The sequence below is a fragment of the Pseudomonas sp. 13159349 genome (genome assembly GCF_013305685.1).
GTDB lineage: Bacteria > Pseudomonadota > Gammaproteobacteria > Pseudomonadales > Pseudomonadaceae > Aquipseudomonas > Aquipseudomonas asiatica.
The window spans coordinates 1,674,985-1,698,763 of record NZ_CP045553.1; the positions used below are offsets into that span (position 1 = coordinate 1,674,985).

27 protein-coding genes and 2 pseudogenes are annotated in these 23,779 nt (G+C 63.9%); 15 read left to right on the forward strand and 14 right to left on the reverse strand.

The window, feature by feature from the left end; translation table 11 throughout:
• The first annotated feature begins 556 nt into the window (after window positions 1-556).
• Window positions 557-892 carry a ComEA family DNA-binding protein gene (locus GEV38_RS07990; protein WP_024086485.1) on the forward strand — a complete coding sequence of 112 codons (336 nt, stop codon included), beginning with the start codon at window positions 557-559 and terminating at the stop codon, window positions 890-892.
• A gap of 279 nt (window positions 893-1,171) precedes the next feature.
• Here GEV38_RS07990 and GEV38_RS07995 read toward each other — a convergent pair whose 3' ends face one another.
• Complete coding sequence (locus tag GEV38_RS07995; RefSeq protein WP_010952850.1) at window positions 1,172-1,339, reverse strand: DUF2897 family protein; 168 nt, start codon at window positions 1,337-1,339, stop codon at window positions 1,172-1,174.
• A 181-nt stretch (window positions 1,340-1,520) separates the two neighbouring features.
• Here GEV38_RS07995 and pyrF point away from each other — a divergent pair, with 181 nt between their 5' ends.
• On the forward strand, window positions 1,521-2,222 hold the full coding sequence (gene pyrF / locus GEV38_RS08000) for an orotidine-5'-phosphate decarboxylase (RefSeq protein WP_015269338.1): 702 nt from the start codon (window positions 1,521-1,523) through the stop codon (window positions 2,220-2,222).
• 59 nt (window positions 2,223-2,281) lie between these two features.
• On the opposite strand, the gene GEV38_RS08005 is transcribed toward pyrF, so the two are convergent.
• From GEV38_RS08005 to GEV38_RS08015, 3 genes are all read right to left on the reverse strand, one after another.
• Complete coding sequence (locus GEV38_RS08005; RefSeq protein WP_015269339.1) at window positions 2,282-3,112, reverse strand: undecaprenyl-diphosphate phosphatase; 831 nt, start codon at window positions 3,110-3,112, stop codon at window positions 2,282-2,284.
• Window positions 3,113-3,305: 193 nt separating this feature from the next.
• Window positions 3,306-3,581 carry a DUF3077 domain-containing protein gene (locus tag GEV38_RS08010; RefSeq protein WP_015269340.1) on the reverse strand — a complete coding sequence of 92 codons (276 nt, stop codon included), beginning with the start codon at window positions 3,579-3,581 and terminating at the stop codon, window positions 3,306-3,308.
• Between the two features lie 672 nt (window positions 3,582-4,253).
• On the reverse strand, window positions 4,254-5,255 hold the full coding sequence (locus GEV38_RS08015; protein ID WP_054572718.1) for an NADP-dependent oxidoreductase: 1,002 nt from the start codon (window positions 5,253-5,255) through the stop codon (window positions 4,254-4,256).
• A 174-nt stretch (window positions 5,256-5,429) separates the two neighbouring features.
• Between GEV38_RS08015 and GEV38_RS08020 the strand changes: the two genes are divergently transcribed.
• From GEV38_RS08020 to GEV38_RS28000, 5 genes and pseudogenes are all read left to right on the forward strand, one after another.
• Window positions 5,430-6,191, forward strand: coding sequence for an SDR family oxidoreductase (locus GEV38_RS08020; protein WP_039614939.1), 762 nt, complete (start codon window positions 5,430-5,432; stop codon window positions 6,189-6,191).
• A gap of 161 nt (window positions 6,192-6,352) precedes the next feature.
• Window positions 6,353-6,796 (forward strand): annotated as a pseudogene (locus tag GEV38_RS27605) (aminotransferase class I/II-fold pyridoxal phosphate-dependent enzyme); the annotation flags it as partial.
• Window positions 6,797-6,809: 13 nt separating this feature from the next.
• On the forward strand, window positions 6,810-6,995 hold the full coding sequence (locus GEV38_RS27610) for a hypothetical protein (protein WP_054572719.1): 186 nt from the start codon (window positions 6,810-6,812) through the stop codon (window positions 6,993-6,995).
• Between the two features lie 668 nt (window positions 6,996-7,663).
• A pseudogene (locus GEV38_RS27995) lies at window positions 7,664-8,191 on the forward strand (HAMP domain-containing protein); the annotation flags it as partial.
• Window positions 8,189-9,052, forward strand: a complete 864-nt coding sequence (locus tag GEV38_RS28000; RefSeq protein ID WP_370290417.1) for a methyl-accepting chemotaxis protein — start codon at window positions 8,189-8,191, stop codon at window positions 9,050-9,052. The pseudogene GEV38_RS27995 and the gene GEV38_RS28000, both read left to right, overlap by 3 nt.
• A gap of 143 nt (window positions 9,053-9,195) precedes the next feature.
• On the opposite strand, the gene GEV38_RS08035 is transcribed toward GEV38_RS28000, so the two are convergent.
• Complete coding sequence (locus tag GEV38_RS08035) at window positions 9,196-10,386, reverse strand: benzoate/H(+) symporter BenE family transporter (RefSeq protein WP_054572721.1); 1,191 nt, start codon at window positions 10,384-10,386, stop codon at window positions 9,196-9,198.
• Between the two features lie 292 nt (window positions 10,387-10,678).
• Between GEV38_RS08035 and GEV38_RS08040 the strand changes: the two genes are divergently transcribed.
• Window positions 10,679-11,281 (forward strand): glutathione S-transferase family protein, encoded by a 603-nt coding sequence (locus GEV38_RS08040; protein ID WP_015269346.1) that lies wholly within the window; start codon window positions 10,679-10,681, stop codon window positions 11,279-11,281.
• Between the two features lie 130 nt (window positions 11,282-11,411).
• Here the strand turns inward: GEV38_RS08040 and GEV38_RS08045 are convergent, their stop codons facing one another.
• The 5 genes from GEV38_RS08045 to GEV38_RS08065 form a co-directional block, all read right to left on the reverse strand.
• On the reverse strand, window positions 11,412-11,783 hold the full coding sequence (locus GEV38_RS08045) for a glutaredoxin (protein WP_003260822.1): 372 nt from the start codon (window positions 11,781-11,783) through the stop codon (window positions 11,412-11,414).
• Between the two features lie 59 nt (window positions 11,784-11,842).
• Window positions 11,843-12,388 (reverse strand): GTP cyclohydrolase I FolE, encoded by a 546-nt coding sequence (folE, locus tag GEV38_RS08050; protein WP_013971502.1) that lies wholly within the window; start codon window positions 12,386-12,388, stop codon window positions 11,843-11,845.
• A 70-nt stretch (window positions 12,389-12,458) separates the two neighbouring features.
• Window positions 12,459-13,019, reverse strand: coding sequence for a Smr/MutS family protein (locus GEV38_RS08055; RefSeq protein WP_013971503.1), 561 nt, complete (start codon window positions 13,017-13,019; stop codon window positions 12,459-12,461).
• A gap of 163 nt (window positions 13,020-13,182) precedes the next feature.
• A complete protein-coding gene (locus GEV38_RS08060) occupies window positions 13,183-13,503 on the reverse strand; it encodes a hypothetical protein (protein WP_054572722.1) in 321 nt (106 codons plus the stop codon).
• An 86-nt stretch (window positions 13,504-13,589) separates the two neighbouring features.
• Window positions 13,590-14,180 (reverse strand): cysteine hydrolase family protein, encoded by a 591-nt coding sequence (locus GEV38_RS08065; protein ID WP_015269349.1) that lies wholly within the window; start codon window positions 14,178-14,180, stop codon window positions 13,590-13,592.
• Between the two features lie 180 nt (window positions 14,181-14,360).
• On the opposite strand from GEV38_RS08065, the gene prmB reads away from it, so the two are divergent.
• Complete coding sequence (prmB, locus tag GEV38_RS08070) at window positions 14,361-15,269, forward strand: 50S ribosomal protein L3 N(5)-glutamine methyltransferase (RefSeq protein ID WP_015269350.1); 909 nt, start codon at window positions 14,361-14,363, stop codon at window positions 15,267-15,269.
• Between the two features lie 109 nt (window positions 15,270-15,378).
• Here prmB and GEV38_RS08075 read toward each other — a convergent pair whose 3' ends face one another.
• Entirely contained in the window at window positions 15,379-16,161 is a 783-nt protein-coding gene (locus GEV38_RS08075; protein WP_054572723.1) for a hypothetical protein, read from the reverse strand.
• Window positions 16,162-16,374: 213 nt separating this feature from the next.
• Window positions 16,375-17,337, reverse strand: coding sequence for an alpha/beta hydrolase (locus tag GEV38_RS08080; protein ID WP_054572724.1), 963 nt, complete (start codon window positions 17,335-17,337; stop codon window positions 16,375-16,377).
• Window positions 17,338-17,467: 130 nt separating this feature from the next.
• On the opposite strand from GEV38_RS08080, the gene aroC reads away from it, so the two are divergent.
• The 3 genes from aroC to GEV38_RS08095 all read left to right on the forward strand — a co-directional run bounded on the left by aroC (window position 17,468) and on the right by GEV38_RS08095 (window position 20,382).
• Window positions 17,468-18,559, forward strand: a complete 1,092-nt coding sequence (gene aroC, locus GEV38_RS08085; RefSeq protein ID WP_054572725.1) for a chorismate synthase — start codon at window positions 17,468-17,470, stop codon at window positions 18,557-18,559.
• A gap of 132 nt (window positions 18,560-18,691) precedes the next feature.
• Window positions 18,692-19,846: an MFS transporter gene (locus GEV38_RS08090; protein ID WP_015269353.1), complete on the forward strand. Its 1,155-nt coding sequence runs from the start codon at window positions 18,692-18,694 to the stop codon at window positions 19,844-19,846.
• Window positions 19,846-20,382, forward strand: coding sequence for an oxidase (locus GEV38_RS08095; protein WP_054572800.1), 537 nt, complete (start codon window positions 19,846-19,848; stop codon window positions 20,380-20,382). The genes GEV38_RS08090 and GEV38_RS08095 overlap by 1 nt, the downstream gene beginning before the upstream one ends.
• A gap of 125 nt (window positions 20,383-20,507) precedes the next feature.
• Here GEV38_RS08095 and GEV38_RS08100 read toward each other — a convergent pair whose 3' ends face one another.
• Window positions 20,508-20,780: a DUF3509 domain-containing protein gene (locus GEV38_RS08100; RefSeq protein WP_013971511.1), complete on the reverse strand. Its 273-nt coding sequence runs from the start codon at window positions 20,778-20,780 to the stop codon at window positions 20,508-20,510.
• Window positions 20,781-21,045: 265 nt separating this feature from the next.
• Between GEV38_RS08100 and GEV38_RS08105 the strand changes: the two genes are divergently transcribed.
• A complete protein-coding gene (locus GEV38_RS08105) occupies window positions 21,046-21,570 on the forward strand; it encodes an ankyrin repeat domain-containing protein (RefSeq protein ID WP_015269355.1) in 525 nt (174 codons plus the stop codon).
• Window positions 21,571-21,630: 60 nt separating this feature from the next.
• Entirely contained in the window at window positions 21,631-22,161 is a 531-nt protein-coding gene (locus GEV38_RS08110; protein WP_015269356.1) for a hypothetical protein, read from the forward strand.
• 122 nt (window positions 22,162-22,283) lie between these two features.
• On the opposite strand, the gene GEV38_RS08115 is transcribed toward GEV38_RS08110, so the two are convergent.
• Window positions 22,284-23,222, reverse strand: coding sequence for a ZIP family metal transporter (locus GEV38_RS08115; RefSeq protein ID WP_054572799.1), 939 nt, complete (start codon window positions 23,220-23,222; stop codon window positions 22,284-22,286).
• A 125-nt stretch (window positions 23,223-23,347) separates the two neighbouring features.
• On the opposite strand from GEV38_RS08115, the gene GEV38_RS08120 reads away from it, so the two are divergent.
• Entirely contained in the window at window positions 23,348-23,539 is a 192-nt protein-coding gene (locus GEV38_RS08120; RefSeq protein ID WP_012271091.1) for a PLDc N-terminal domain-containing protein, read from the forward strand.
• Window positions 23,540-23,779 lie beyond the last annotated feature (240 nt).

Here is a 23,779-nt window from a genome sequence, read left to right on the forward strand (position 1 = left end):
GAGGGTCTTGAGGGGGCACGGCGGTGATCCTCTTGCTGGACGGGCTGGTACGGGTGGGCCAAAAGGGGCCAGGCAGGCGCGCGGAGACTGGCCTTGTGGACGGGCCGGGAGCGAGGGCAAGCGGCGGGTGCGTGAGGGCATGCAGCTTTGGTCCTTCAAGCAAACGGCTGTCCATTGCTCAAAAAATCTAGCAGTTGGTTCATGTGATGCCAGTTGGCGTAGGCGGGGATGGCCCGCTGGAGAGTGCGGTTGTTCCTGCTCAGGCCTTGTTCACCGGAGGTTGTAGGAATGTGGGCAGGTTTTGCTGTGAATGCGGCATCGGACAAACGGGTATTCGGCTACAGGCCGTGATGCATGGCGCCAATGCTCTCGGGCTGGGGTAGTGGAGGGAAAAGGCGATTGTTTTTGGGTTGGCAAAGTTGGCTGGGTGATTGATCGATTTGGTAACCATTCGCCGATGATGGTAGCTGTTTCGATGTCGGGTTTGCCGCTAGGGTTGATTGCGCAGCTGAAGGAAACCGGCTGCTGGAAAATGACCAACCCAGGAGTGTTCACCATGCGTAACAACGTTCTGTCGTACTTGCTGCTGCCGCTGTTCGCCAGCCTGTCCTTTTCCCTTAGCGCCGCCCCGGCCAGTACCACGGCGGTGGCCGAGCCGGTGCCGGTGGTAACCCAGCAGCAGGCCCAGCAGCCGCAGCGGCTGGACCTGAACACGGCTGATGCGCTTACTTTGCAGAAGGAGCTGAATGGGATAGGGAAGGCCAAGGCTGAGGCCATAGTGGCCTACCGGGAGGCCAATGGGCCGTTTGCTTCGGTGGATGAGCTGCTGGAGATCAAGGGGATTGGTAATGCGTTGCTGGAGCGTAACCGGGACAAGGTGATGGTGGAATAAGGGGGAGGGGGCTGGGGTTTGTGTCCTGGCCCTGCCTTTGATGAGGATTCAATTCAGAGAACGGAATCCAAAAGCGGTCCGCGTACCCTGTGGGAGCGGCTTTAGCCGCGAAGAACCAAACGCGGTGCATGGCACCGGCTGCGCCGGTATTCGCGGCTAAAGCCGCTCCCACAGGGACCATGCTGATTCAATGAGTTATGTGCAACTCTATGAAAGCGGCCTTGCGACGGTACATGGACCGTATCAGCGGTCAGATCGTGCCAGCGACCAGCGGGGGCGCTAGCGGTCCTGCGCATCCTTGGCATCCGCTTCGGCATTGCGCTCATGTACCTTGCGCAGCTGTTCTTCGGTCAGTGGCAGTTTTTTTGCGGTGTCGCGCAGCAGCATCAGCCCGCCGACGATCGAGCCGAGGGCTATGATGAGTATCAGCCAGGCATACCAGGGCATTGTCGTTCTCCTTTGCTGGTGATGGGCAGCGCTTGTACAAATGTTGAGCAATTGCCCGTTCCGTTGGTTCAATTATAGGAGCCAGCCACTGTCGGGCCAATTCCATGACCCGCGGGCCCCAAAGCCTGCGCCACTTCGTTTACAATGCGCGCCGTTTTCGACTTGCCAAGAGACCCTGCCCATGTCCGCCTGCCAGACGCCCCTGATCGTCGCCCTGGATTTCCCTACCCGTGAGGCCGCCCTGAAGCTGGCTGACCAGCTTGACCCTGCGCTGTGCCGGGTGAAGGTTGGCAAGGAGCTGTTCACCAGCAGTGCTTCGGGCATTGTCGAAACCCTGTGCGACAAGGGCTTCGAAGTGTTCCTGGACCTCAAGTTCCACGACATCCCCAACACCACCGCCATGGCGGTGAGGGCTGCGGCCGAGATGGGTGTGTGGATGGTGAACGTGCATTGCTCCGGTGGCCTGCGCATGATGGCGGCCTGCCGCGAAGAGCTGGCCAAGCGCAGCGGCCCGCAGCCGTTGCTGATTGGCGTGACTGTGCTGACCAGCATGGAGCGTGAAGACCTGGCCGGTATCGGCCTGGATGTCGACCCGCAAGAGCAGGTGCTGCGCCTGGCGGCGCTGGCCGAGAAGGCTGGCATGGACGGTTTGGTGTGCTCGGCTCTGGAAGCCCCGGCACTGAAGGCTGCGCACCCGTCGCTGCAACTGGTGACCCCGGGTATTCGCCCGGCGGGCAGTGCGCAGGATGACCAGCGCCGTATCCTCACCCCGCGCCAGGCACTGGATGCGGGTTCGGATTACCTGGTGATCGGCCGGCCGATCAGCCAGGCTGCCGACCCGGCGCAAGCGCTGGCTGCGGTAGTTGCTGAAATACGCGGCTGAACCTGACCAATGAAAAAGGGCTGCGATGCAGCCCTTTTTCATTTTCGTGTGTCGTGATATCAGCCCTGAGCTGTCGACCAGTCGATCCAGCCGAACTGCCAGGTAGCCAGGATCAATAAACCGAAGGCGATGCGATACCACGCGAACGTTGCGTAGCTGTGGTTGGCGATGAACTTGAGCAGCGCACGCACGGCGATCATGGCGAAGATGAACGAGGTCACGAAGCCGATGGCGAACACCGGCAGGTCGCCGGGCTGGAACAGCTCGCGGTACTTGTAACCTGAATACACCGCCGCACCGACCATGGTCGGCATCGCCAGGAAGAACGAGAACTCGGTGGCCGCCTTGCGCGACAGGCCGAACAGCAGGCCGCCGATGATGGTGGACCCGGAACGCGACGTGCCCGGGATCATTGCCAGGCACTGGACGAAACCGATCTTCAGGGCATGGCTCCAGCGCATGTCATCGACGTGGTCGACCGCCACACGGTGGGTACGGCGTTCGGCCCAGAGCATGATTACCCCGCCAACCACCAAGGCCGTTGCCACGGTGATCGGGTTGAACAGGTAGTGGTGAATCAGGTCGGCGAACAGCACGCCCAGCACCACCGCCGGCAGAAACGCCAACAGCAGGTTGCCGGTGAAGCGCCGCGCCGTGGGCTGGCTGGTCAGGCCGAACACCACTTCCAGGATCTTGCCGCGAAACTCCCAAACTACCGCCAGGATCGCCGCCAACTGGATGATGATGTTGAACGCTATTGCGCGTTCACCGCCGAAATCTATCAAATCGGCAACGATGATCTGGTGCCCGGTACTGGAGATTGGTAGAAACTCCGTGAGCCCTTCAACCACTCCCAGGATGATTGCCTGGAAGGCAGTCCATAAATCCATTGATCCCCCGTTAGAGCCGTGCTGCTTGCAGGGCCCATGCTCTTGATTTACCTATGATTGCCGGTTGAGGCGGCAAAGATGTTGGCGCGCGCCGGATGCTACCAGAGCGACGGTGCGAAGACTTGTGTGGGGTTGTAACGGTGTGGAAGCGTCTGCTGTGCCGGCCGCTTCCACAAGGGGCTGCGTTGCCCTGTCAGTGCAGCTTGTTCTTGGCCAGTTCGATGTCGTTCATCAGGGCCTTGGCCATGGCCAGCAGGTAATCGGCTGAGCCCAGCAGCTTGTGGTCATCTTCCATGTCGCCTTCGCGCACAAGGTGCTTGATGTAGCCCAGCAGGACTGACACGTGCTCGTAGGCATCATCGATGGGCACGCCGGGCTGTACGCGGAGCAGGTCGAGGGTGGGGTTGCCGGCTTCGAGGAAGGTTTCCAGGCCTGCGGTGAGGATGGGGGAGGGGGTGTACTTTTTCATGGTGAAAATCCAGTGCGTGATGAGGAGCAACCACCCGGATCTTTCTCACGGACAAAGGTGGCAGCCATTGCGCGGGGTGAGAAACCGGTGCACTGACGCCGGCCAAGCCGAAGCCTGCCCGCGAATGGCTGCCATTGAACAGTGGAGCAGCAGTGCATAACAGGTTCTCACACCCGGTCGCCAACATGGCGACCCGGTGAAGTTATCCCTGAGGGATTTCCCCGACAATTCAGCTGCTTCCGACCGCTGCGTAGGATAGTTCGCTTGCTGCTTCAAGCTGAAGCGGTGGGGGCAAGGTTCAGGAAAGTCTGACGCGCTGCGAACGCGGTGCTGCAGTTATCGCCGGGGCCGCTGTGCGGCCCAATCGCCGGCAAGCCAGCTCTCATAGAACAACACATGACTCATTGGTTCGGCGAGGTTCTGTAGGAGCAGCCTTGTGCTGCGAAGAGGCCGGTACTGACAAAGCCTGTCTGTTGCTTGTACCGGCCTCTTCGCAGCACAAGGCTGCTCCTACAAAGGACGCGTCAGACGAGCGATATTTGTTCTCTGCGCGACAGCGCAGCCCAAAAGGGCTGGGTAATCTCTCACAGGTACAGCGTCGGGCTCAACGGTGGCGCTGTACCTGTGGGAGCTGGCTTGCCGGCGATGAGGCCAGTGTTGGCTACCTCAATCTCAAACCTTCAGCACCAACTTGCCAAAGTTCTCCCCACTGAACAGCTTCAGCAAGGTCTCGGGGAAGGTCTCCAGCCCTTCCACCACATCCTCCTTGCTCTTCACCTGCCCGCTGGCCAGCCACCCGGCAATCTCCAGCGCGGCCTTGCCGTAATCCTTGGCGTAATCCATCACCACGAAGCCTTCCATGCGCGCGCGGTTCACCAGCAGCGACAGGTAGTTGGCCGGGCCTTTCACCGCTTCCTTGTTGTTGTACTGGCTGATCGCGCCGCAAATCACGATGCGTGCCTTGAAGTTGATGCGGGTCAGCACGGCGTCGAGGATGTCGCCGCCGACGTTGTCGAAGTACACGTCCACGCCTTTGGGGCATTCGCGCTTCAGGCCGGCCAGCACGTCTTCGGCCTTGTAGTCGATCACCCCATCAAAGCACAGTTCGTCCTTCAGGTACTGGCACTTCTCGGCGCCGCCGGCAATGCCGACCACGCGGCAGCCTTTGATCTTGGCAATTTGCCCGGCAATGCTGCCCACCGCGCCAGCCGCGCCGGAAATCACCACGGTGTCACCGGCCTTGGGTTGGCCGACGTCCAGCAGGGCGAAATAGGCGGTCATGCCGGTCATGCCCAGCGCCGACAGATAGCGGGGCAGGGGCGCCAGGTTGGGGTCGATCTTGTGCAGGCCCTGGGGTTCGCCAGTGAAGTAGTCCTGCACGCCAAGGGCGCCGCTTACATGGTCGCCCGGCTTGTAACTGGGATGGTTGGAGGCAACAACCTCGCCAACACCCAGCGCGCGCATCACCTGGCCCAGGGCCACGGGCGGGATGTAGGACTTGCCTTCGTTCATCCAGCCGCGCATGGCCGGGTCCAGCGACAGGTACAGGTTGCGCACCAGCACCTGGCCTTCGCCGGGTTGTTCGGCGGGCACGGTCTCGAAGCTGAAGTCGTCACGGCGCACGGCGCCGACCGGGCGTTTGGCGAGCAGGAAGCGGCGGTTGGTGTTGGTCATGGCGGGTCCTCGTAGGCATTGAAGGGGGAGGCGTCAAATCTACCCTGTTGATGTAGGCAGGTCCGTAACATCACTGACAAGCATGGTAGCCCAACCGGTGGGGTGATGATGCTGCCCGTGCGGGTGGTGGCTGACTATGCTCTGAACCCCACCAAGCACGCTTTGGAGCACGCGATGAGCATGACCTTTTCCGGCCAGGTTGCCCTGGTCACCGGCGGCGCCGCCGGCATCGGCCGGGCAACCGCCCTGGCTTTCGCCCAGGAGGGCCTGAAGGTGGTGGTGGCCGACCTCGACCCGGCCGGTGGCGAGGCCACTGTGGCCCTGATCCACGCTGCGGGCGGGGAGGCGCTGTTCATTGCCTGCGACGTTACTCGTGACGCCGAGGTGCGCCAACTGCACGAGCGCTTGATCGCCGCCTATGGCCGGCTGGACTATGCCTACAACAACGCAGGTATCGAGATAGAGCAGGGCCGCCTGGCCGAGGGCAGCGAGGCGGAGTTCGATGCCATCATGGGCGTCAACGTGAAGGGTGTGTGGCTGTGCATGAAGTACCAGCTGCCGTTGCTGTTGGCCCAGGGCGGTGGGGCCATCGTCAATACCGCTTCGGTGGCGGGCTTGGGCGCGGCGCCGAAGATGAGCATCTACAGCGCCTCCAAGCACGCGGTGATCGGCCTGACCAAGTCGGCGGCCATCGAATACGCCAAGAAGGGCATCCGGGTGAATGCGGTGTGCCCGGCGGTGATCGACACCGACATGTTCCGCCGCGCCTATGAGGCCGACCCACGCAAGGCCGAGTTTGCCGCTGCCATGCATCCGGTGGGGCGCATTGGCAAGGTCGAGGAAATTGCCAGCGCCGTGCTGTACCTGTGCAGTGATGGCGCGGCGTTTACCACAGGGCATTGCCTGGCAGTGGATGGTGGGGCTACGGCGATCTGAGCCGATATCGATGTGGCCTTCTTCGCGGGTAAACCTACAGGTACTGCACCGCTCTCGGGTTGGGTGCGATCTCTGTGGGAGCGGGTTCACCCGCGAAAGGGTCGGGCCTGCCCACTCTGATGCCAGCCCACCCCCATCACCAGACACACCGCCAACCCTTTATGCTTAACTGTTCGCTCAAAACCAGCGAACACTTGCCCCTCGACCGCACCAGCCCCACCCCGCTGGTGCAGCAACTCACCGACCACCTGCAAACCTGGATCGACCAGCAACGCCTGCGCCCGGCGCGCGCCTGCCGTCGATTCGGGCCTTGGCCCGCAGCCAGGCGGTCAGTGCGTCGTAGTTGGCGCGCGGCCACCGAGCTGGCCCAGGCAGTGCGCCAGGTAAGCCGTGGCAACCCGCAGGACCTGTTCGACTATTGCCCACCCCTTGGCCTGGCCAGCCTGCGCCAACAGCTGCACAAGCGCCTGGCGCAGCTGGGCATCGCCGCCGGCCCCGAACGTATCCTCACCACCCACGGCGCCAGCCACGGCCTGGACCTGCTGGTGCGCACCCTGCTGCTTCCGGGCGACACGGTCCTTGTGGAAAACCCCGGCTACTACAACCGTCTGGGCCCGGGTGCCAGACCGCGATTTTGCCAGCCTGGAGCGCCTTGCACTGGAACACGACGTGCTGCTAACCCCCGGCAGCGCCTTCGATTACCAAGGCGCGGCCAGCGCCTGGCTGCGCATCGATGTCGCTTACGGGCAGGACTCCCGCGCCCAGGCCTTCCTTCAGCACGCAGGGCGACCTCTGCCAAGCTGATAGCGACACGCTCATAGCTATTTGACACTATTCTGACGTCAGGCCCTTGTTCATCGGCTGGCAACGTTGCCACCCTTGGCCTTCGGGATAACCTCGCACGCAGAAGGGGAATCGGCATGGGCACGAGCAAGCACGGTGTGCTGGCGAACCTGGGCATGGCACGCAAACTCGGCCTGGGCTTTGCCCTGGTGCTGGTGCTGACCCTGGCGGTGGCCGGCATTGGCATTGCCGCGCTGCACAGCGTTGGCCAGCGCTTCGACAGCTTGCGCCAGCTGGCCCAGTTCAATACTGACCTGCTGCGCTTGCGCCAGCACGAGCAGGCATTTGCCCTGCGCTCCGACCTGCAGCAGGCCGAGGCCTTGCGCAGCGGCTTGCAGGGCCTGGTCGAACGCGCCCGTGGCCTGCCGGCGCTGGCGGCGGTGGAAACCGACCTGGCAGCCTATGGCCAGGCGTTCGAGGCCTTTGTCGAGGCGGTGCAGGCCAAGGAGCTGGCGCTGGACATGGCCAGTTGGTCGGTGTCCAGCGTGGCCAATAACCTCGATGTACTGCAGGCCGGCCTGGCCGATGACGGCGTGTATACCCTCAAGCAGTCCCAGGGCCAACAGGGCGGCGCGTTCCTCGAGCAGGCCACGCAGGTGGCGCAGGTGTCGCGGCTGATGCTGCAGGCCATGGACGAAGCGCGGGTACGCCTGGAAAAAAGCCGCAAGGGCGAAGAGGGCGTCAGCCAGGAGCGCATTGCCCAGACCGTCGAAGCCGCCAGCCTGGTCAGCCAGTTGCAGGGCGCTGTCAGCGATGCCGGCTACCAGAGTGTGCTGGGCGAAGTGGCGGGGCACATTGGCAGCTTCTCGGAAAAGCTTAACGAATACACGGACCAACTGGCCCGCGAGCAGGGCTTGAAGGCGCAGTTGCAGGCCAGTGCCGAGCAAGTCACCAACCGGGTCGACCAGGCTTACCTGGGGCAGGAGCAGGCCCTGCAGGGCGAACTGCAACGCAATGCCGTGGCCATCGGCCTGGCTACCGCATTGGCGCTGCTGGTAGGTGTGCTGGCAGCCTGGCTGATCACCCGCGCCGTGGTAGGCCCGCTCAAGCATGTGATTGCCCGCGCCCAGCGCATCGCTGCCGGCGAGCTGAGCTTCGACGCCCAGGCACCACGCCGTGACGAAGTAGGGCAGCTGATGCAGGCCATGCAGCAGATGGCGGCGGGCCTGTCGGGCATTGTCAGCGGTTTGCAGCAGGGCATCGAGCAACTGGCCGGCAATGCGCAGGCGCTGTCGGCGGTGACCGAACAGACCAACCGCGAGGTGGGCAGCCAGAAGGAAGAGACCGAGCAGGTGGCCACCGCCATGCAGCAGATGACCGCCACCGTGCACGATGTGGCGCGTAATGCCGAAGAGGCGGCGCAGGCGGCCCAGGCAGCGGATGAGAAGGTTGATTCCGGGCAGCAGGTGGTGCGCCAGAGCATGCAGCGCATCGAGCAACTGGCGGCGGCGGCGGAGACGGCCAGCGCCGGTATCGACAGCCTCAGTGCCGAGATCCACACCATTGGCGACGTGCTGGAAGTGATCAAGAGCGTGGCCGAGCAGACCAACCTGCTGGCGCTGAATGCTGCTATCGAAGCCGCCCGCGCGGGTGAGCAGGGGCGTGGCTTTGCCGTGGTCGCTGACGAGGTGCGTGCGCTGGCGCGGCGTACCCGGCAGTCTACCGAGCAGATCGAGACCTTGGTCGCCAGCCTGCGCGGCAATGCCCAGCAGTCGGTGGCGCAGATTCGCGGCAGTACCGAGCTGGTGCGTTTGGCGGTGGCTGATGCACTGCAGACCGAAAGCGCGCTGGGCAGCATTGCGGCGGCGGTGTCATTGATTCAGCAGATGAACCAGCAGATTGCCGCGGCGGCCGAGCAGCAGAGCTCGGTGGCAGAAGAGATCAGCCGCAGCGTCACGCAGATCCGTGGTAGTGCCGATCAGGCGGCGTTGGCGATGCAGGATAATGCCCGGTCGAGTATCGAGCTGGCGCAGCTGGGTACCGACCTGAAGGGGATGGTGGGGCATTTCAGGTTGTGATCTGGACCTGGGGCTTGTGTTGCCTGTACCGGCCCCTTCGCGGGTAAACCCGCTCCCACAGGAATACCACAATGCTGAATATTGTGTGATCCCTGTGGGAGCGGGTTTACCCGCGAAGAGGCCAGTACAGGCAACAAATACCTTCAGGCCCTGCGCGGGTTGAGGATCATCAAGGCCAGTACCCCCGCCACAATCCCCCAGAACGCCGAGCCGATCGAGAACAAGGTCAGCCCCGAAGCGGTCACCATGAAGGTAATCACCGCCGCCTCCCGTTCGCGCGCTTCGCTCATTGCCACGGTCAGCCCGTTCATGATCGAGCCGAACAGCGCCAGCGCCGCAATCGATAGCACCAGCTCTTTCGGCAGCGCCGCAAACAGCGCCGCCAAGGTCGCGCCGAACACCCCGGCAATGCCATAGAAAATCCCGCACCACACCGCCGCGGTATAACGTTTGGCCGGGTCTTCATGGGCATGCGGCCCGGTGCAGATTGCCGCGCTGATCGCCGCCAGGTTGACCCCATGCGAACCAAACGGCGCCAGCAGCAGCGAGGCAAAGCCGGTGGCCGAGATCAGCGGCGAGGCCGGCACCTGGTAGCCGTCGGCGCGCAGCACGGCCACACCCGGCATGTTCTGCGAGGTCATCGCCACCACGAACAGCGGAATGCCAATGCTGATGGTCGCCGCCAGCGAGAAGCTTGGCGTGGTCCACACCGGCGTGGCCATCTCCAGCCGGAAGCCGCTGAAGTCCAGCAGGCCCAGGGCGCCGGACAGCGCCGTACCCACCAATAGCGCGGCCAGCACGCAGTAACGCGGCGACAGGCGTTTGACCAGCAGGTAGCTGAAGAACATGCCCAGTACCAGCAGGGTGCGATGCTGGGCGGCAACGAAGATTTCGCTGCCGATCTTGAACAGGATACCCGCCAGCAGCGCCGAGGCCAGCGAGGCCGGGATGCGCTTGACCAGGCGCTCGAAGCTGCCGGTCAGGCCACAGATCAGCACCAGCACGGCACAGGTGATGTAGGCGCCGATCGCTTCGCCATAGCTGACCCCGCCCAGGCTGGTGATCAGCAGGGCGGCGCCGGGGGTGGACCAGGCCACGGTGATCGGTGTGCGGTAACGCAGCGACAGGCCGATGCTGCACACCGCCATGCCGATCGACAACGCCCAGATCCATGAGGAAATCTGCGCGGTGGTCAGCCCGGCTGCCTGGCCGGCCTGGAACATCAGCACCAGCGAGCTGGTATAGCCGGTGAGCATGGCGATGAAGCCGGCGACCACCGCCGACGGGGAGCTGTCTGCCAGGGGCCGCAGGCGTATGGAAGTGGCGTCGGTCATGAACAAAATCCTTGTAAAGGTGTAAGCAGTTTTTTCAGACTACAGCGAGCAAGGTTGATCCTTGCCATACAGCGGCCATTGCTTTTAGCCGTACAGTCGCCAACTATTGGGCGCAAATGCAGAACTGCACAGGCAGCCACAAGAATGGCGCCCGCTTTTGTAGGAGCAGCCTTGTGCTGCGAAGAGGCCGTTTCAGCCCATGCAGGTGCTGCGCCTGTAACGGCCTCTTCGCAGCACAAGGCTGCTCCTACAGGGCCAGGCGAGATCTTTGGCATAGAGGGGGAGAGGGGCGATGTACAAGGTCTACGGCGACTACCAGTCGGGCAACTGTTACAAGGTCAAGCTGATGTTGAGCCTGCTGGGCCGGCCATATGAATGGCACCCGGTGGACATCCTCAAGGGCGAGACCGAAACGCCCGAGTTCCTGGCGATGAACCCCAACGGCAAGGTACCGGTGCTGGAGCTGGAAGACGGCAGCTACCTGTGGGAGTCCAATGCCATTCTCAACTACCTGGCCGATGGCAGCGAGTTCCTGCCCACCGAGCCACGCCTGCGCACCCAGGTGTTGCAGTGGCAGTTCTTCGAGCAGTACAGCCATGAGCCGTACATTGCAGTGGCGCGTTTCATCCAGTTCTACCTGGGGTTGCCGGACGAGCGACTGGAGGAGTACCGCAAGCTGCACAAGGGCGGTTACAAGGCACTGAAGGTGATGGAGCGGCAGCTGCAGATGACGCCGTTCCTGGTCGGCGAGCAGTATTCGATTGCCGATGTGGCGTTGTATGCCTACACCCACGTGGCGCAGCAGGGCGGGTTCGACCTGGCCGACTACCCGGCAGTGAGGGCCTGGCTGGAGCGGGTCAGCAGCCACCCGCGGCATGTGCCGATGGTGGGCTAGTTTATAGCCTGTGCCGGCCTCTTCGCGGGCATGCCCGCTCCCACAGGTATTCCACAATATTCAGCCCTGTGGTGAACCTGTGGGAGCGGGCGTGCCCGCGAAGAGGCGGGCACAGGCCGCCGGCAAACGGTCAGGCCGAAGCGAACCGCTCATCCAGGTAGGCAATGATCGCCTTGGACTCATACATCCAGGTCACCTTGCCCGCTTCTTCAATACGCAGGCACGGTACTTTCACCCGGCCGCCACCTTCCTGCAAGGCCTGGCGGTGCACCGGGTCGTTCTTGGCATCGCGCAGCGCCACCGGCACGTTCAAACGGTGCAGGGTGCGGCGGGTCTTGACGCAGAACGGGCAGGCGTGGAACTGGTACAGCGCCAGGCCCTGGGCCGCTTGCTCGACGCGGGCCTGGGCGGCGGCGTCGCGCTTGCGCTTGGCCGGGCGGCTGATCCAGTCGCCGAACACGATGAGCTGGCCGAGGCCAACCCGCAGGGCTTTGACGATCATGGGCAACTCCTGAAATGAAAAAGCCGACCCGGCAGGGTCGGCTCGGGGTCAGCAGCCAATCACTTGATCAGGCTGAGGAACTCGCTGCGGGTGGCGGCGTTTTCGCGGAACTCACCCAGCATCACCGAGGTGATCATGGTCGAGTTCTGCTTCTCGACACCGCGCATCATCATGCACATGTGCTTGGCTTCGATGACCACGGCAACGCCGGCGGCACCGGTTACCTGCTGCACGGCCTCGGCAACCTGGCGGCTGAGGTTTTCCTGGATCTGCAGGCGGCGAGCGTACATGTCGACGATGCGCGCCACCTTCGACAGGCCCAGTACCTTGCCCTTGGGCAGGTAGGCCACGTGCGCCTTGCCGATGAACGGCAGCATGTGGTGTTCGCACATCGAATACAGCTCGATGTCCCGGACCAGCACCATTTCGCTGTTGTCAGAGCTGAACAGCGCGTTGTTGGTGACTTCTTCCAGTGTTTGCTCATAACCGCGGCAAAGGTACTTCATCGCCTTTGCAGCCCGCTTGGGCGTGTCGAGCAGGCCCTCACGGGAGACGTCCTCGCCAATCTGGCTGAGGATCTCGGTGTAGTTCTGTTCCAGGGACATGGATCTACCTGTGGGAAAAAATCGCAAAAACGAAGGGTACGGCGGTGAGGGCGGCGCTGCAAGCGCGGCGTTACTCGTCGCGGCCTTCGAGCATGGTTCGCTTAAGCATCACATACACCGCGCCGGTGCCGCCGTGGCGGGCGCTGCACGAGGCAAAACCGAGCACCTGCGGGTGCTGGCGCAGCCAGGTGTTGACGTGGCTCTTGATCATCGGGCGCTTGCCGTCCAGGCGCGCGGCCTTGCCGTGGGTAACTCGCACGCAGCGCACTTCCAGTCTGGTGGCCTCGGCGATGAAGTCCCACAGGGTTTCGCGGGCCTTTTCCACGGTCATGCCATGCAAGTCGAGGCTGCCCTCGAACGGGATCTGCCCCAGCTTCAGCTTGCGCAGCTGGCCTTCCTGTACGCCATCGCGGCGCCACAGCAACTCGTCTTCGGCGCCAACGTCGATGACGAACTGGTCGGACATGCCGTCGATCACCAGCGCCTTGTCACTGCGCACGGTCGCCGCCTGACGCAGGCCGGCCAGCTTCTGGCGGTCGGCCTTGGGCTTGCCGACTTCGGCGCGGTCGTGCCTGATCGGTTTGACACCGCGCACTTCGGCCTTGAACAGGGAAAAATCGTCGTCTTGCATGATGCCTCCACGTGGGCGGCGTAGTTTACGCGACTGTGGGGCCTTGTGCAGCCTGTGTGGGCCCTATCGCCGGCAAGCCGGCTCCCACAGGATTACCAAGGGCCTGAGGACTTGTGGGGTACCTGTGGGAGCTGGCTTGCCGGCGATAGGGCCGGTACAGCTTTCAGTCATGCTTCTTCATCAGGTGCGGCGACAGGTTCAGTTCCCGCCCGCGGCGCAGGCGAATGCGGCTGCGCCGCCAGAAGCGCACGCCCAGCCACAGCAGCAGCAAACCGGCAACGGTGAGGATGCCGGCCAGCGGTTTGTTGGCGTTGAGCTCCGCCAGGGCAGGGTAGTTGCCCAGCAGGCCGGCAACGCCGGCCATCGCCAGCAGCACGCCAAGGGTCGCCAGCATGGCCGAAAGGCCTGCCGCCAGGCGGGCACCCCAGTTACGCGGTTCGAGCGGGCGCAGGCGCTTGGCGTCGAAACTGCCTTTGAGCTTCATTCCGCTCTCCTCTGTGGATATCCGGAATTCGACCTGGGGCCGCCCATCGGGTTCCGCCCGGCTGCCGGGCGGTTGTACTCAGCCGCTCAGATCAGGCTGGCGGTGGGGGCCACGCAAGCGAAGTTGTCGGCCATCACGGCCATTTCGCACTGGTGGATCTGCGCGGCCGGGATCACCCTATCCTTGAATGCCAGGTCGCGGGTCGCCGAAGCGTCTTCCACCAGGGTGCAGCGGTAACCATAGTCCTTGGCGCGGCGTACCGTGGTGCTGACGCTGGAATGGCTCATGAAACCGCAGACGATCAGGTCCAGGTGGCCCAGCGCCTGCAGGGTCTCATGCAGCTGGGTGTTCTTGAATGCATTGGGCATGCGTTTTTCGATGACGATTTCGCCTTCCAGCGGCTCCAGCCCCGGAATGAACTGGCCGGCCGGCCCTTGTGGGTCGAAGCGGCCACCGACAGTGCCCAGGTGGCGAACGTGGATGATCGGACGGCCGCTCTTGCGCGCGGCGTCGAGCAACCTGGCGATGTTGGCCACGGCCTCGTCCATGCCCGACAGCGCCAGGGGCCCGCTGAGGTACTCCTTTTGCGCATCGATGATGATCAGGCTGGCGTGGCTCAGCTTGGCCGGCGGGTAGTCGCGGCCAGTGAGGCGAAACATCGTGGTTGGAACGGACATCAAGGGCTCCTTGGATAGGGCTTTTGTATACCTATTCTCCCCTGCCTTGGCGCCAATGGGAATGGTTGACAACGCAAGCGGCATGGTTACTGGCTTGTGGCTAGCCATTGGGTAAGGCAAAGGAACAAATGTGCGGGTGGGGCTGTTAGACTTTTGTCCGGTCTGAATTAGGAGTACCCCGTGATCACATCCCGCCTGCGCACGCTGCGCGACTACATCCGCTGGGCGGTCAGCCGCTTCCACGAGCACGACCTGTTCTTCGGCCACGGTGCCGACAACGCCTGGGACGAGGCCCGCCTGCTGGTACTGGGGGCGGTGCACCTGCCGTGGGAGGTGGCCGACAGCTATCTGGACTGCATGCTCGAGGACGACGAGCGGGTACGCCTGCAGCACCTGCTCAAGCGCCGTATCGAAGAACGCGTGCCGGCCGCCTACCTGTTGGGCGAAGCCTGGTTCTGCGGCATGTCGTTCATCGTCGACGAGCGCGTGCTGGTGCCGCGTTCGCCGATTGGCGAGCTGATCGAGAAACGCTTCGAGCCGTGGCTGGCGAGCGAGCCGGCGCGCATTCTTGACCTGTGCACCGGTTCTGGCTGCATCGGCATCGTTGCCGCCGACGTGTTCCCCGAGGCCGAGGTAGTGCTGGCCGACCTGTCGTTCGAAGCGCTCGAAGTGGCCAACCAGAACATCGAACGCCACGGCCTGGACGGGCGCGTGTACACCGTGCAGGGCGACGGTTTTGGCGGTTTGCCGGGGCAGCGTTTCGACCTGATCCTGTCCAACCCGCCGTATGTCGATGCCGAAGACTTCGACGACATGCCGGCCGAGTACCACCACGAGCCCGAGTTGGGCCTGGCCTGCGGCAACGATGGCCTGGACCTGGTGCGGCGCATGCTGGCCGAGGCGGCGGACCACCTGACCGACAAGGGCTTGCTGATTGTCGAGGTGGGCAACAGCCAGGTGCATGTCGAGGCGCTGTACCCCGAGGTGGACTTTGCCTGGCTGGAGTTCGAGCGCGGTGGGCACGGGGTGTTCATGCTGACTGCCGAGCAGTGCCGCCAGCATCAGGAACTGTTCAAGGCCCGGGTCTGACTTCAGGGCCCATTCGCGGGCTTGCCCGCTCCCACAGGTACAGCGCTGTCCTCAGGCTTTGCGCAATTCCTGTGGGAGCGGGCAAGCCCGCGAAGCAGGCGACGCGGTGTCAGCGCGTGGCAATCCAGATCAGCAACCCCGCCTGGAACACCGCAAACGCCACCAGGCAGGTAATGGTAAAGCGCAACCCGCTGTCTTCACGCTGGTACTTGGCAACCCGCTCATCCCGCTCACGCAGTTGCCCTTCCTTCTCCTGCAACTGCTGGTCAGCCTGCTGCAGCAGGCCGGCAGCATCCAGTATCCCCACTCGCTGCAAGCGCTCGCTGTTCCACGCCCCCTTGAGCTCGCCCACCGTCATTTCCACGGTACGACCCTTCAGATGCTGGCTGTCCTCGTACTCCACCCCGATACCCATCGCGCGCAGGCAGTGGTCACGACGCAGGCGTGAGTCTTCGTTCAGCGCATCCTTGCTCGGCAGCGCCATGCCCTCGATCCGGTAGTGCGACCACTTGCGCTGCAGCCACTGCGCGGCCTGGGCCAGCAGGAAGCGGCCGATGCCACGGTTCAGCGGCTCCAGTTGCAGGCCATGTTCATTGCCAATGCGCACCAGACGCGCGGAGTGGTCGACGCGAATGTCCAGGCGGTTCTGTTCCTTGTGCACCTTCTGCCCGGGCAGCTGGATTTCCATGCGCAGCAGGCTGTGGGCCTTGTCGTGGCGCTCGGCATAGCCGAACTGCACGAAGCGCAGGGGCCGCGCGCCGGTGTTGCGGTCGGTGGGCAGGGCGGCCAGGCGCAACAGCTGGAAATGTTCGGCGGCCAGTTCGGCCCAGGGCAGGGCAGGGCTTTCCTCGGGCTCTTCGGCTGGCTCTACGGCGGCGGGGGCGGTTGTCATCAGGGCTTGTCCTCAAGTGCGTGCCGGCTGCAAGAGGGGGCACTGCGTGCCCCTTTCGCGACGCAAGGCCGCTCCTACAGAGGATCGCGCATCGCAGAGACGACGCGTACGCTGTAGGAGCGGCCTTGTGTCGCGAAGGGCCGCGTAGCGGCCCCAATTTTCGCCGTTATCCACCCTATCGGCAGAAGCGCCCAGGACCTGAGCCTCTTTCCCTTACGCCGAAGGCAAATGCTGGATAAACGTCACAATCTGCTCGCCAAGCTCCCTTGCCAGCGGCAGTTCAGGGTTGAGGTAGCTGTCGCGCTGTTGGCTCATTGCCTTGGGGCTGATGCGCAGCATGTGGTTCATGCCATCGATCAGCACCAGTTGGGCATCCGGCTTGGCCGCCTTCAGTCGTTCGGCGTCGATCACGCCCACCTGCACGTCGTTGCGCCCCTGCACGATCAGCGCGGGCATGGGCAGGCGGGCGAAGGCCGCCGCCGGGTTTTGCTGGAACAGCGAAATCAGGTAGGGCTGCACGCTAGGGCGGAACACCTGACGCAGCGGCGCCGGTACCTCCAGGCTGGTCTGCCCGGCCTGCAGGCGGTCGAGCAGGGCGCTGCCACCGGCCAGTTGTGCCGGCGGCAGGCGCTGTGCCAGCTGTTCGCGCAGCACGTCGGCCAGCGGTCGGCCGCTGCCAGCCAGTGTAATCACCGCGCTGGCGCCGGCCTGCTCGGCGGCCAGGCTGGCGATCAGCGCGCCTTCGCTGTGGCCGATCAGGATCAACGGGCCGAAGCGCGGGTCGGCCTTGAGCTTGCGGCTCCAGGCGACCACGTCGGCTACATAGCGCTCCACGCTCAGGTCACGCTCGTCGGGCGTGGCCGGCTGGCTGGCGGCCACCCCGCGTTTGTCGTAGCGCACGCTGGCGATGTGTTCGTTGGCCAGCAGCAGAGCCAGGCGCTTGAGGTTGTCGACCCGGCCTGACGCCGGGTTGTTGCCGTCACGGTCGGTGGGGCCGGAGCCGGCGATGATCAGCACCACCGGTGGCGGGGTTGGCTGTTGCGGCAGCAGCAGGCTGCCGTGCAGCACGCCCTGGCCGGTGTCGAGGTCGATCGGGCGTTGCAGCACGGTGGGGGTGGCGGCCTGGGCCAGGCCGGTGCACAGCAGGAAGAAGAGGGCGACGAGGCGCGACATCATGCGGTACTACATGGGGAGATGAGGGTTTGACCCAGTGTTTGCGGGAAGGTTCGAAGAGGCCAGCACAGGCGATCAATCCATCTGTATACTGCCGCTTTCGTTCACTTCAGGCAGATCTCGCGGAGCGTCCATGTCCGGCAATACCTACGGCAAGCTGTTCACTGTCACCACCGCTGGCGAGAGCCATGGCCCGGCGTTGGTCGCCATTGTCGATGGATGCCCACCGGGCCTGGAGATTTCTCTCGACGACCTGCAGCACGACCTTGACCGGCGCAAGCCCGGCACCAGCCGGCACACCACCCAGCGCCAGGAAGCCGACGAGGTGGAAATCCTCTCCGGCGTGTTCGAAGGCCGCACCACCGGTTGCTCGATCGGCCTGCTGATCCGCAACACCGACCAGAAGTCCAAGGACTACTCGGCAATCAAGGACCTGTTCCGCCCGGCCCACGCCGACTACACCTACCACCACAAGTACGGCGTTCGCGACTACCGCGGCGGTGGCCGCAGCTCGGCGCGCGAAACCGCCATGCGCGTGGCCGCCGGTGCCATCGCCAAGAAATACCTGGCCACCCAAGGCATCACCGTGCGCGGCTACATGAGCCAGCTGGGCCCGATCGAAATCCCGTTCAAGACCTGGGAGTCGGTGGAGCAGAACGCTTTCTTCAGCCCTGACCCGAGCAAAGTGCCGGAGCTGGAGGCCTACATGGACCAGCTGCGCCGTGACCAGGACTCGGTGGGTGCCAAGATTACCGTGGTCGCCGAAGGCGTGATGCCGGGCCTGGGCGAGCCTATCTTCGACCGCCTCGACGCCGAACTGGCCCACGCGCTGATGAGCATCAACGCGGTCAAGGGCGTGGAAATCGGCGCCGGCTTCGCCAGCGTGGCCCAGCGCGGCACCGAGCACCGTGACGAACTGACCCCGCAAGGCTTCCTCAGCAACAACGCTGGCGGCATCCTCGGCGGTATTTCCTCGGGCCAGCCGATCGTTGCCCACCTGGCGCTGAAGCCGACCTCCAGCATCACCACCCCGGGCCGCTCCATCGACATCGACGGCAACCCGGTGGACGTCATCACCAAAGGCCGCCACGACCCGTGCGTGGGCATCCGCGCCACGCCGATCGCCGAGGCGATGATGGCCATCGTGCTGATGGACCACCTGCTGCGCCACCGCGCGCAGAATGCCGATGTGAAGGTGAATACCCCGGTGCTGGGCCAGCTCTGATTCGCTTGCACTGGCCCTATCGCCGGCAAGCCAGCTCCCACAGGATTACCACAAGCCTGAACATTGTGGGGTACCTGTGGGAGCTGGCTTGCCGGCGATAGGGCCAGTACCGGCAACCCCATAGGCCACCCCATGCAACCGATCCCCTACTGGCGCCTGTCCAGCTTCTACCTGTTCTACTTCGCCCTGCTCGGTTCCACCGCCCCGTTCCTGGCGCTGTACTTCGACCACCTGGGCTTCTCTCCGGCACGCATCGGCGAGCTGGTGGCCATCCCCATGCTCATGCGCTGCATCGCCCCCAACCTGTGGGGCTGGCTGGGTGACCGCACTGGCCAGCGCTTGCTGATCGTGCGCCTGGGCGCGCTATCTACCCTGGCCACCTTCGCCCTGATCTTCCTTGGCAAAAGCTACGCCTGGCTGGCGCTGGTCATGGCCCTGCACGCATTCTTCTGGCATGCGGTGCTGCCGCAGTTCGAGGTCATCACCCTGGCCCACCTGCACGGGCAAACCGCGCGCTACAGCCAGGTGCGCCTGTGGGGCTCGATCGGCTTCATCCTCACCGTGGTCGGCCTGGGCCGGCTGTTCGAGTGGCTGAGCCTGGACATCTATCCGGTGGCGCTGGTCACGATCATGGCCGGCATCGTCGCCGCCAGCCTGTGGGTGCCCAATGCCCAGCCGGTGGAGCAGGGCGAGCGCAGCGGCGCGGGCGGTTTCCTGCAGCAGCTGCGGGCGCCCGGGGTGGTCGCGTTCTACGCCTGCGTGGCACTGATGCAACTCAGCCACGGGCCGTACTACACCTTCCTCACCCTGCACCTGGAGCATCTGGGTTATGCCAGGGGGGCCATCGGTTTGCTGTGGGCACTGGGGGTTGTGGCTGAAGTACTGGTGTTCATGGCCATGAGCCGTATCTTCGCGCGGTTTTCGGTGCAGCGGGTGCTGCTGGCCAGCTTCGTGCTGGCGGCGCTGCGCTGGCTGTTGCTGGGCAACCTGGCCGGCGAGCCGGCGGTGCTGGTGTTTGCCCAGGTGTTGCACGCGGCCACCTTCGGCTGCTTCCATGCCGCCAGCATCGCTTTCGTCCAGGCGAGTTTCGGCGCCCGCCAGCAGGGCCAGGGCCAGGCGCTGTATGCGGCGCTGTCGGGCACTGGCGGTGCGCTGGGGGCGTTGTATTCGGGTTACAGCTGGAAACTGCTGGGGCCCACCTTCACCTTTGGTATGGCCAGTGCCGCAGCCTTGGCTGCAGCCGTTATCATTGCCCTTTGTTCGCAACCGACCAGGACCCGCCCCTGATGAGCATTCTCAGCGTTTTCCACCCCTCCAGCCCGGAACTGCCGAACAAGGTGTTGACCCACCACGACGATATCGTTGCCACCCTGGCCGAGCAGGGCGTGCGCTTTGCCCATGCCGAGCTTGGCCTGCGTGTGCGCCCTGGCACTGCCCAGGAGGAGGTACTGGAGGCCTGTCGCGAGCACCTTGACCAGTTGATGACGGCGCATGGCAGCAAGGCTTTCGTGGTACTCAACCGTGAAGGTGCGGCCCCTGCGCAGGTGGACGTTCGCGATGAGCATGTGCATGACGCCGACGAGGTGTTCGCCGTAGTCAGCGGGCGGGCTCAGGTTGGCCTGCGTTTGGGGGATTGGGTGTATTCGGTGCTGTGCGAGAAGGGTGACCAGCTGGTGGTGCCGGCGGGGACTCGGCGCTGGGTCGAGCTGGGCGATGCGCCGTTTTGCCTGGCGTTGCGGTTGTACGGCAGCGAGGAAGGGATGCAGCCGAGGTTTACCGGGGATGTGACTGCGCGGGCGTTTCTGGGCATTGATGAGTTGTGATGGCTTTGCCGGCCTCTTCGCAGCACAAGGCTGCTCCTACAAGTAAAACGCGAAGCTTGAGGCCAGCGCGGGCCCTGTAGGAGCAGCCTCGTGCTGCGAAGAGGCCAGATCAACCAACAAAAAACTCAGCGATAAGTCGGCAGGGCAAACCGCTGTTGGCTCTGCAGCATCGAAATCACCGGCAATTCACTGGCCTGCTCGGCCAAATCGCGGCGAATCGCACTGATTGCCCAGGACAGCTGCTCGGCACTGTGCAATTGCGCGTAGGTCAGCACGCGGCGGGTGACCTTGCCATCAGCTGCGCGCAGGGTCAGCAGCACACCGCCGTCTGGGCGGGCCTGGGTATTCACCTGGTAGGCAGAAAATACCGAAACGAACTTTTCCTGGATGAGGTCCATATCAACTCCTGGCTGTTGCGTGGCAGACGTGAGTTGATGGTTGCAGTGACCGTGCCAGGAAGCTTTTTCTGAAAAAATCCTTAAATTTCAGTCAGTTATTTGTTTTTTGCCGAAGCGCTATCGTGCAGCCTGCATGGTCGTGCATTTTGCACAGTGCATATTGCACGACCCATGGCCAGCTATCGCCCCGATAGAATCTGAACCTTTGACCCGGCAGCCTTGCCTGACAAAGACTTGGGCAACGATTTCTGCCAGGAGGTTCCAAATGTCCAGCCAACCCACGCCCACCACCATGACCGACGACGAGACCGCCGCCTTTGCCGAGCAGGTGTTCGAACGTGCCCGCCAGGGCGATGCCGAGATGCTCGGGCGCCTGCTGGCCAGCGGCCTGCCGGCCAACCTGCGCAACCACAAGGGCGACACCCTGCTGATGCTGGCCAGCTACCACGGCCACCACGACGCAGTGCGTGTGCTGCTGGCGCATGGCGCCGACCCGCTGATTGCCAACGATAACGGCCAACTGCCCATCGCCGGCGCTGCGTTCAAGGGGGACCTGGCCATGATTCGCCTGTTGCTGGAGCACGGAGTACCGGTGGACGCCGCCGCGCAGGATGGCCGCACCGCACTGATGTTGGCGGCCATGTTCAACCGTAGCGAAATCCTCGACTACCTGCTGGCCCAGGGCGCCGACCCGGCGCGCCAGGATGCCCGCGGTGCCACCGCGCTGATGGCGGCGCAAACCATGGGGGCCGTGGACGCCGCAGCGCGCCTGCAAGTGCTGGCCGGCTAACCGCAAGGGGGCATTTGCGGCTATCCTTGGCGACTTTTCACCCGTCGCAGGCCCCCTTTCATGAAAACTCAGTTGCTCGAATTCATCAGCCTCATTGGCGCTGGCTGCATGCGCGAGGAAGACATCGAGCGCATCGCCGACGAGGCCGCCCAGGCCTACGCCGACCCCGCCGCCTTCCTGGCCGCCAACCCCGACATCAACTACGACGACAGCTTCCCCATTCCGCTGGGCGAATGGGTGGTGCTGGGCAGCCTGCCGGACACCGTGGTGTTCCAGGCCGACAGCTACCAGGACCTGTTCCAGCAGATCAGCGATTCGTTCGACCAGAGCGTGCCGTTCACCCTCAAGCCCAAACAACTGGCCCGCACCGAGCCGCTGACCGCGCTCAATCGCATTCAGGTGCAGATGGGGGCGCTGAACAAGGAGGCGGGCGGGTATGTGCTGCTCAACTTCAGCCAGTTGCTGGATGACGAGCTGCAGATGGTGATGGTAGGGCAGAACGACCTGGCGCGGGTGCTGGAGCTGGGGGCTGAGGTGGGGATCAAGGTCGAGCCGGCACTGGAGGCATTGAAAGTGGCTGTACACATCTAAAGGCTGATGGCCCTATCGCCGGCAAGCCTGCTCTCACAGGATCACCACAGAGTTCGAAACCTGTGCTGTACCTGTGGGAGCTGGCTTGCCGGCGATAGGGCCGGTACAGTCAGCCCAGAACTTCAGCCCAGTGCGGTATCCAGGAACATCATCACCGCAAACCCACCCATCAACCCCAGGGTCGCCGCCGTCTGGTGCCCATTGCGGTGGGTTTCGGGAATCACCTCGTGGCTCACCACAAAAATCATCGCCCCCGCCGCCAGCCCCATGCTGACCGGGTAGGCCAAGGCAAAGCCGGTCGAAATCCCCAGGCCGATCACCGCACCCAGCGGCTCCATCAGCCCCGACCCGATCGCCACCAGCGCAGCTTTCAGGTTCGACAACCCGGTAGCGCGCAAGGCCAGCGCCACGGCCAGCCCCTCGGGGATGTCCTGAATGGCGATGGCGCTGGTCAGCGGCAGGCCGATGTCCATGTCGCCATTGGCAAAGCTCACGCCAATGGCCATGCCTTCAGGCAGGTTGTGCAGGGTAATCGCCAGCACGAACAACCACACCCGGCTGATGCGCTCGGCCTCCGGGCCGCAAGGGCCGGTGCTTTCGTGTTCATGCGGGGTGAAGCGGTCCAGGCCCAGCATCAGCAGCACGCCCAGGCCCATGCCCAGCACCACGGTAAAGGCCGCGGCCGGGCCGTTGCCGGTAATTTCGCGGGCGGCATCCAGGCCCGGCAGAATCAGCGAAAACGAACTGGCCGCCAGCATCATGCCGGCGGCAAAACCAAGCATCACATCCTGGGTGCGGGCCCTGACATCGCGCAGCACCACTGCCAGCACTGCGCCCAGCGCCGTGGCGCCAAAGCCGGACAACCCGCCCAGCATGGCCAGGTGCAGGTTGTCGGCATGGTCGCCGTTCACTGCGTTCCACAGGCTGGCGGCCAGCAGTAGCAACACCGCCAGCAGGCTCAACCCCAGGCCGGCGCTGAGCCACGGGGTGTTCACGGCCTGCTGGCGCCAGGCGTTCAGCAGCGAGGTCGGGGCGGCGCTTTGAGTGTGGGCGGGGGGCATGTGAACCTCGAATCAGTAAATAACGGCAGTCTACTCAGGGACCTGCACCAATCGCCAAGGATTCCCTTCTATCGCCTTGATAGCTGACTATGCTGTGCAGCAAAGCCTTTGACAGGAGTTTTGGCATGGGGTCGACGTTCAACAGCCTGGTCGGGCTGATCATCCTGGCGCTGGATATCTGGGCCATCCTGAATGTGATCAAAAGTGGCAGTGAAGTGGGCATCAAGGTGTTGTGGATCCTGCTCATCGCCTTGCTGCCGGTGGTGGGCCTGGTGATCTGGGCGATCGCCGGGCCGCGGGGGAATGTGCGGATCTGAATGCCTGTACTGGCCCTATCGCCGGCAAGCCAGCTCCCACAGGTACTCCACAATGCCAGGGCTTGTGGTGATCCTGTGGGAGCTGGCTTGCCGGCGATAGGGCCGGAACAGACAAAACCCGCAACACCCCCGTGACAAAATTTTCACATTGGTTTAAACAGAATCCGCACCCGCACAATGCTGCGTTGGTATACACCTGCGCCATATCCGCAAACCCGCAATCCTAGGACCTTCCCATTC

Excerpts from the sequence above, each read along its gene's own strand:
- GEV38_RS07990 (WP_024086485.1), top strand. The coding sequence starts at position 557 with ATGCGTAACAACGTTCTGTCGTACTTGCTGCTGCCGCTGTTCGCCAGC.
- GEV38_RS07995 (WP_010952850.1), bottom strand. The coding sequence starts at position 1,339 with ATGCCCTGGTATGCCTGGCTGATACTCATCATAGCCCTCGGCTCGATC.
- pyrF (WP_015269338.1), top strand. The coding sequence starts at position 1,521 with ATGTCCGCCTGCCAGACGCCCCTGATCGTCGCCCTGGATTTCCCTACC.
- GEV38_RS08005 (WP_015269339.1), bottom strand. The coding sequence starts at position 3,112 with ATGGATTTATGGACTGCCTTCCAGGCAATCATCCTGGGAGTGGTTGAA.
- GEV38_RS08010 (WP_015269340.1), bottom strand. The coding sequence starts at position 3,581 with ATGAAAAAGTACACCCCCTCCCCCATCCTCACCGCAGGCCTGGAAACC.
- GEV38_RS08015 (WP_054572718.1), bottom strand. The coding sequence starts at position 5,255 with ATGACCAACACCAACCGCCGCTTCCTGCTCGCCAAACGCCCGGTCGGC.
- GEV38_RS08020 (WP_039614939.1), top strand. The coding sequence starts at position 5,430 with ATGAGCATGACCTTTTCCGGCCAGGTTGCCCTGGTCACCGGCGGCGCC.
- GEV38_RS28000 (WP_370290417.1), top strand. The coding sequence starts at position 8,189 with ATGGCGGCGGGCCTGTCGGGCATTGTCAGCGGTTTGCAGCAGGGCATC.
- GEV38_RS08035 (WP_054572721.1), bottom strand. The coding sequence starts at position 10,386 with ATGACCGACGCCACTTCCATACGCCTGCGGCCCCTGGCAGACAGCTCC.
- GEV38_RS08040 (WP_015269346.1), top strand. The coding sequence starts at position 10,679 with ATGTACAAGGTCTACGGCGACTACCAGTCGGGCAACTGTTACAAGGTC.
- GEV38_RS08045 (WP_003260822.1), bottom strand. The coding sequence starts at position 11,783 with ATGATCGTCAAAGCCCTGCGGGTTGGCCTCGGCCAGCTCATCGTGTTC.
- folE (WP_013971502.1), bottom strand. The coding sequence starts at position 12,388 with ATGTCCCTGGAACAGAACTACACCGAGATCCTCAGCCAGATTGGCGAG.
- GEV38_RS08055 (WP_013971503.1), bottom strand. The coding sequence starts at position 13,019 with ATGCAAGACGACGATTTTTCCCTGTTCAAGGCCGAAGTGCGCGGTGTC.
- GEV38_RS08060 (WP_054572722.1), bottom strand. The coding sequence starts at position 13,503 with ATGAAGCTCAAAGGCAGTTTCGACGCCAAGCGCCTGCGCCCGCTCGAA.
- GEV38_RS08065 (WP_015269349.1), bottom strand. The coding sequence starts at position 14,180 with ATGTCCGTTCCAACCACGATGTTTCGCCTCACTGGCCGCGACTACCCG.
- GEV38_RS08075 (WP_054572723.1), bottom strand. The coding sequence starts at position 16,161 with ATGACAACCGCCCCCGCCGCCGTAGAGCCAGCCGAAGAGCCCGAGGAA.
- GEV38_RS08080 (WP_054572724.1), bottom strand. The coding sequence starts at position 17,337 with ATGATGTCGCGCCTCGTCGCCCTCTTCTTCCTGCTGTGCACCGGCCTG.
- aroC (WP_054572725.1), top strand. The coding sequence starts at position 17,468 with ATGTCCGGCAATACCTACGGCAAGCTGTTCACTGTCACCACCGCTGGC.
- GEV38_RS08090 (WP_015269353.1), top strand. The coding sequence starts at position 18,692 with ATGCAACCGATCCCCTACTGGCGCCTGTCCAGCTTCTACCTGTTCTAC.
- GEV38_RS08095 (WP_054572800.1), top strand. The coding sequence starts at position 19,846 with ATGAGCATTCTCAGCGTTTTCCACCCCTCCAGCCCGGAACTGCCGAAC.
- GEV38_RS08100 (WP_013971511.1), bottom strand. The coding sequence starts at position 20,780 with ATGGACCTCATCCAGGAAAAGTTCGTTTCGGTATTTTCTGCCTACCAG.
- GEV38_RS08105 (WP_015269355.1), top strand. The coding sequence starts at position 21,046 with ATGTCCAGCCAACCCACGCCCACCACCATGACCGACGACGAGACCGCC.
- GEV38_RS08110 (WP_015269356.1), top strand. The coding sequence starts at position 21,631 with ATGAAAACTCAGTTGCTCGAATTCATCAGCCTCATTGGCGCTGGCTGC.
- GEV38_RS08115 (WP_054572799.1), bottom strand. The coding sequence starts at position 23,222 with ATGCCCCCCGCCCACACTCAAAGCGCCGCCCCGACCTCGCTGCTGAAC.
- GEV38_RS08120 (WP_012271091.1), top strand. The coding sequence starts at position 23,348 with ATGGGGTCGACGTTCAACAGCCTGGTCGGGCTGATCATCCTGGCGCTG.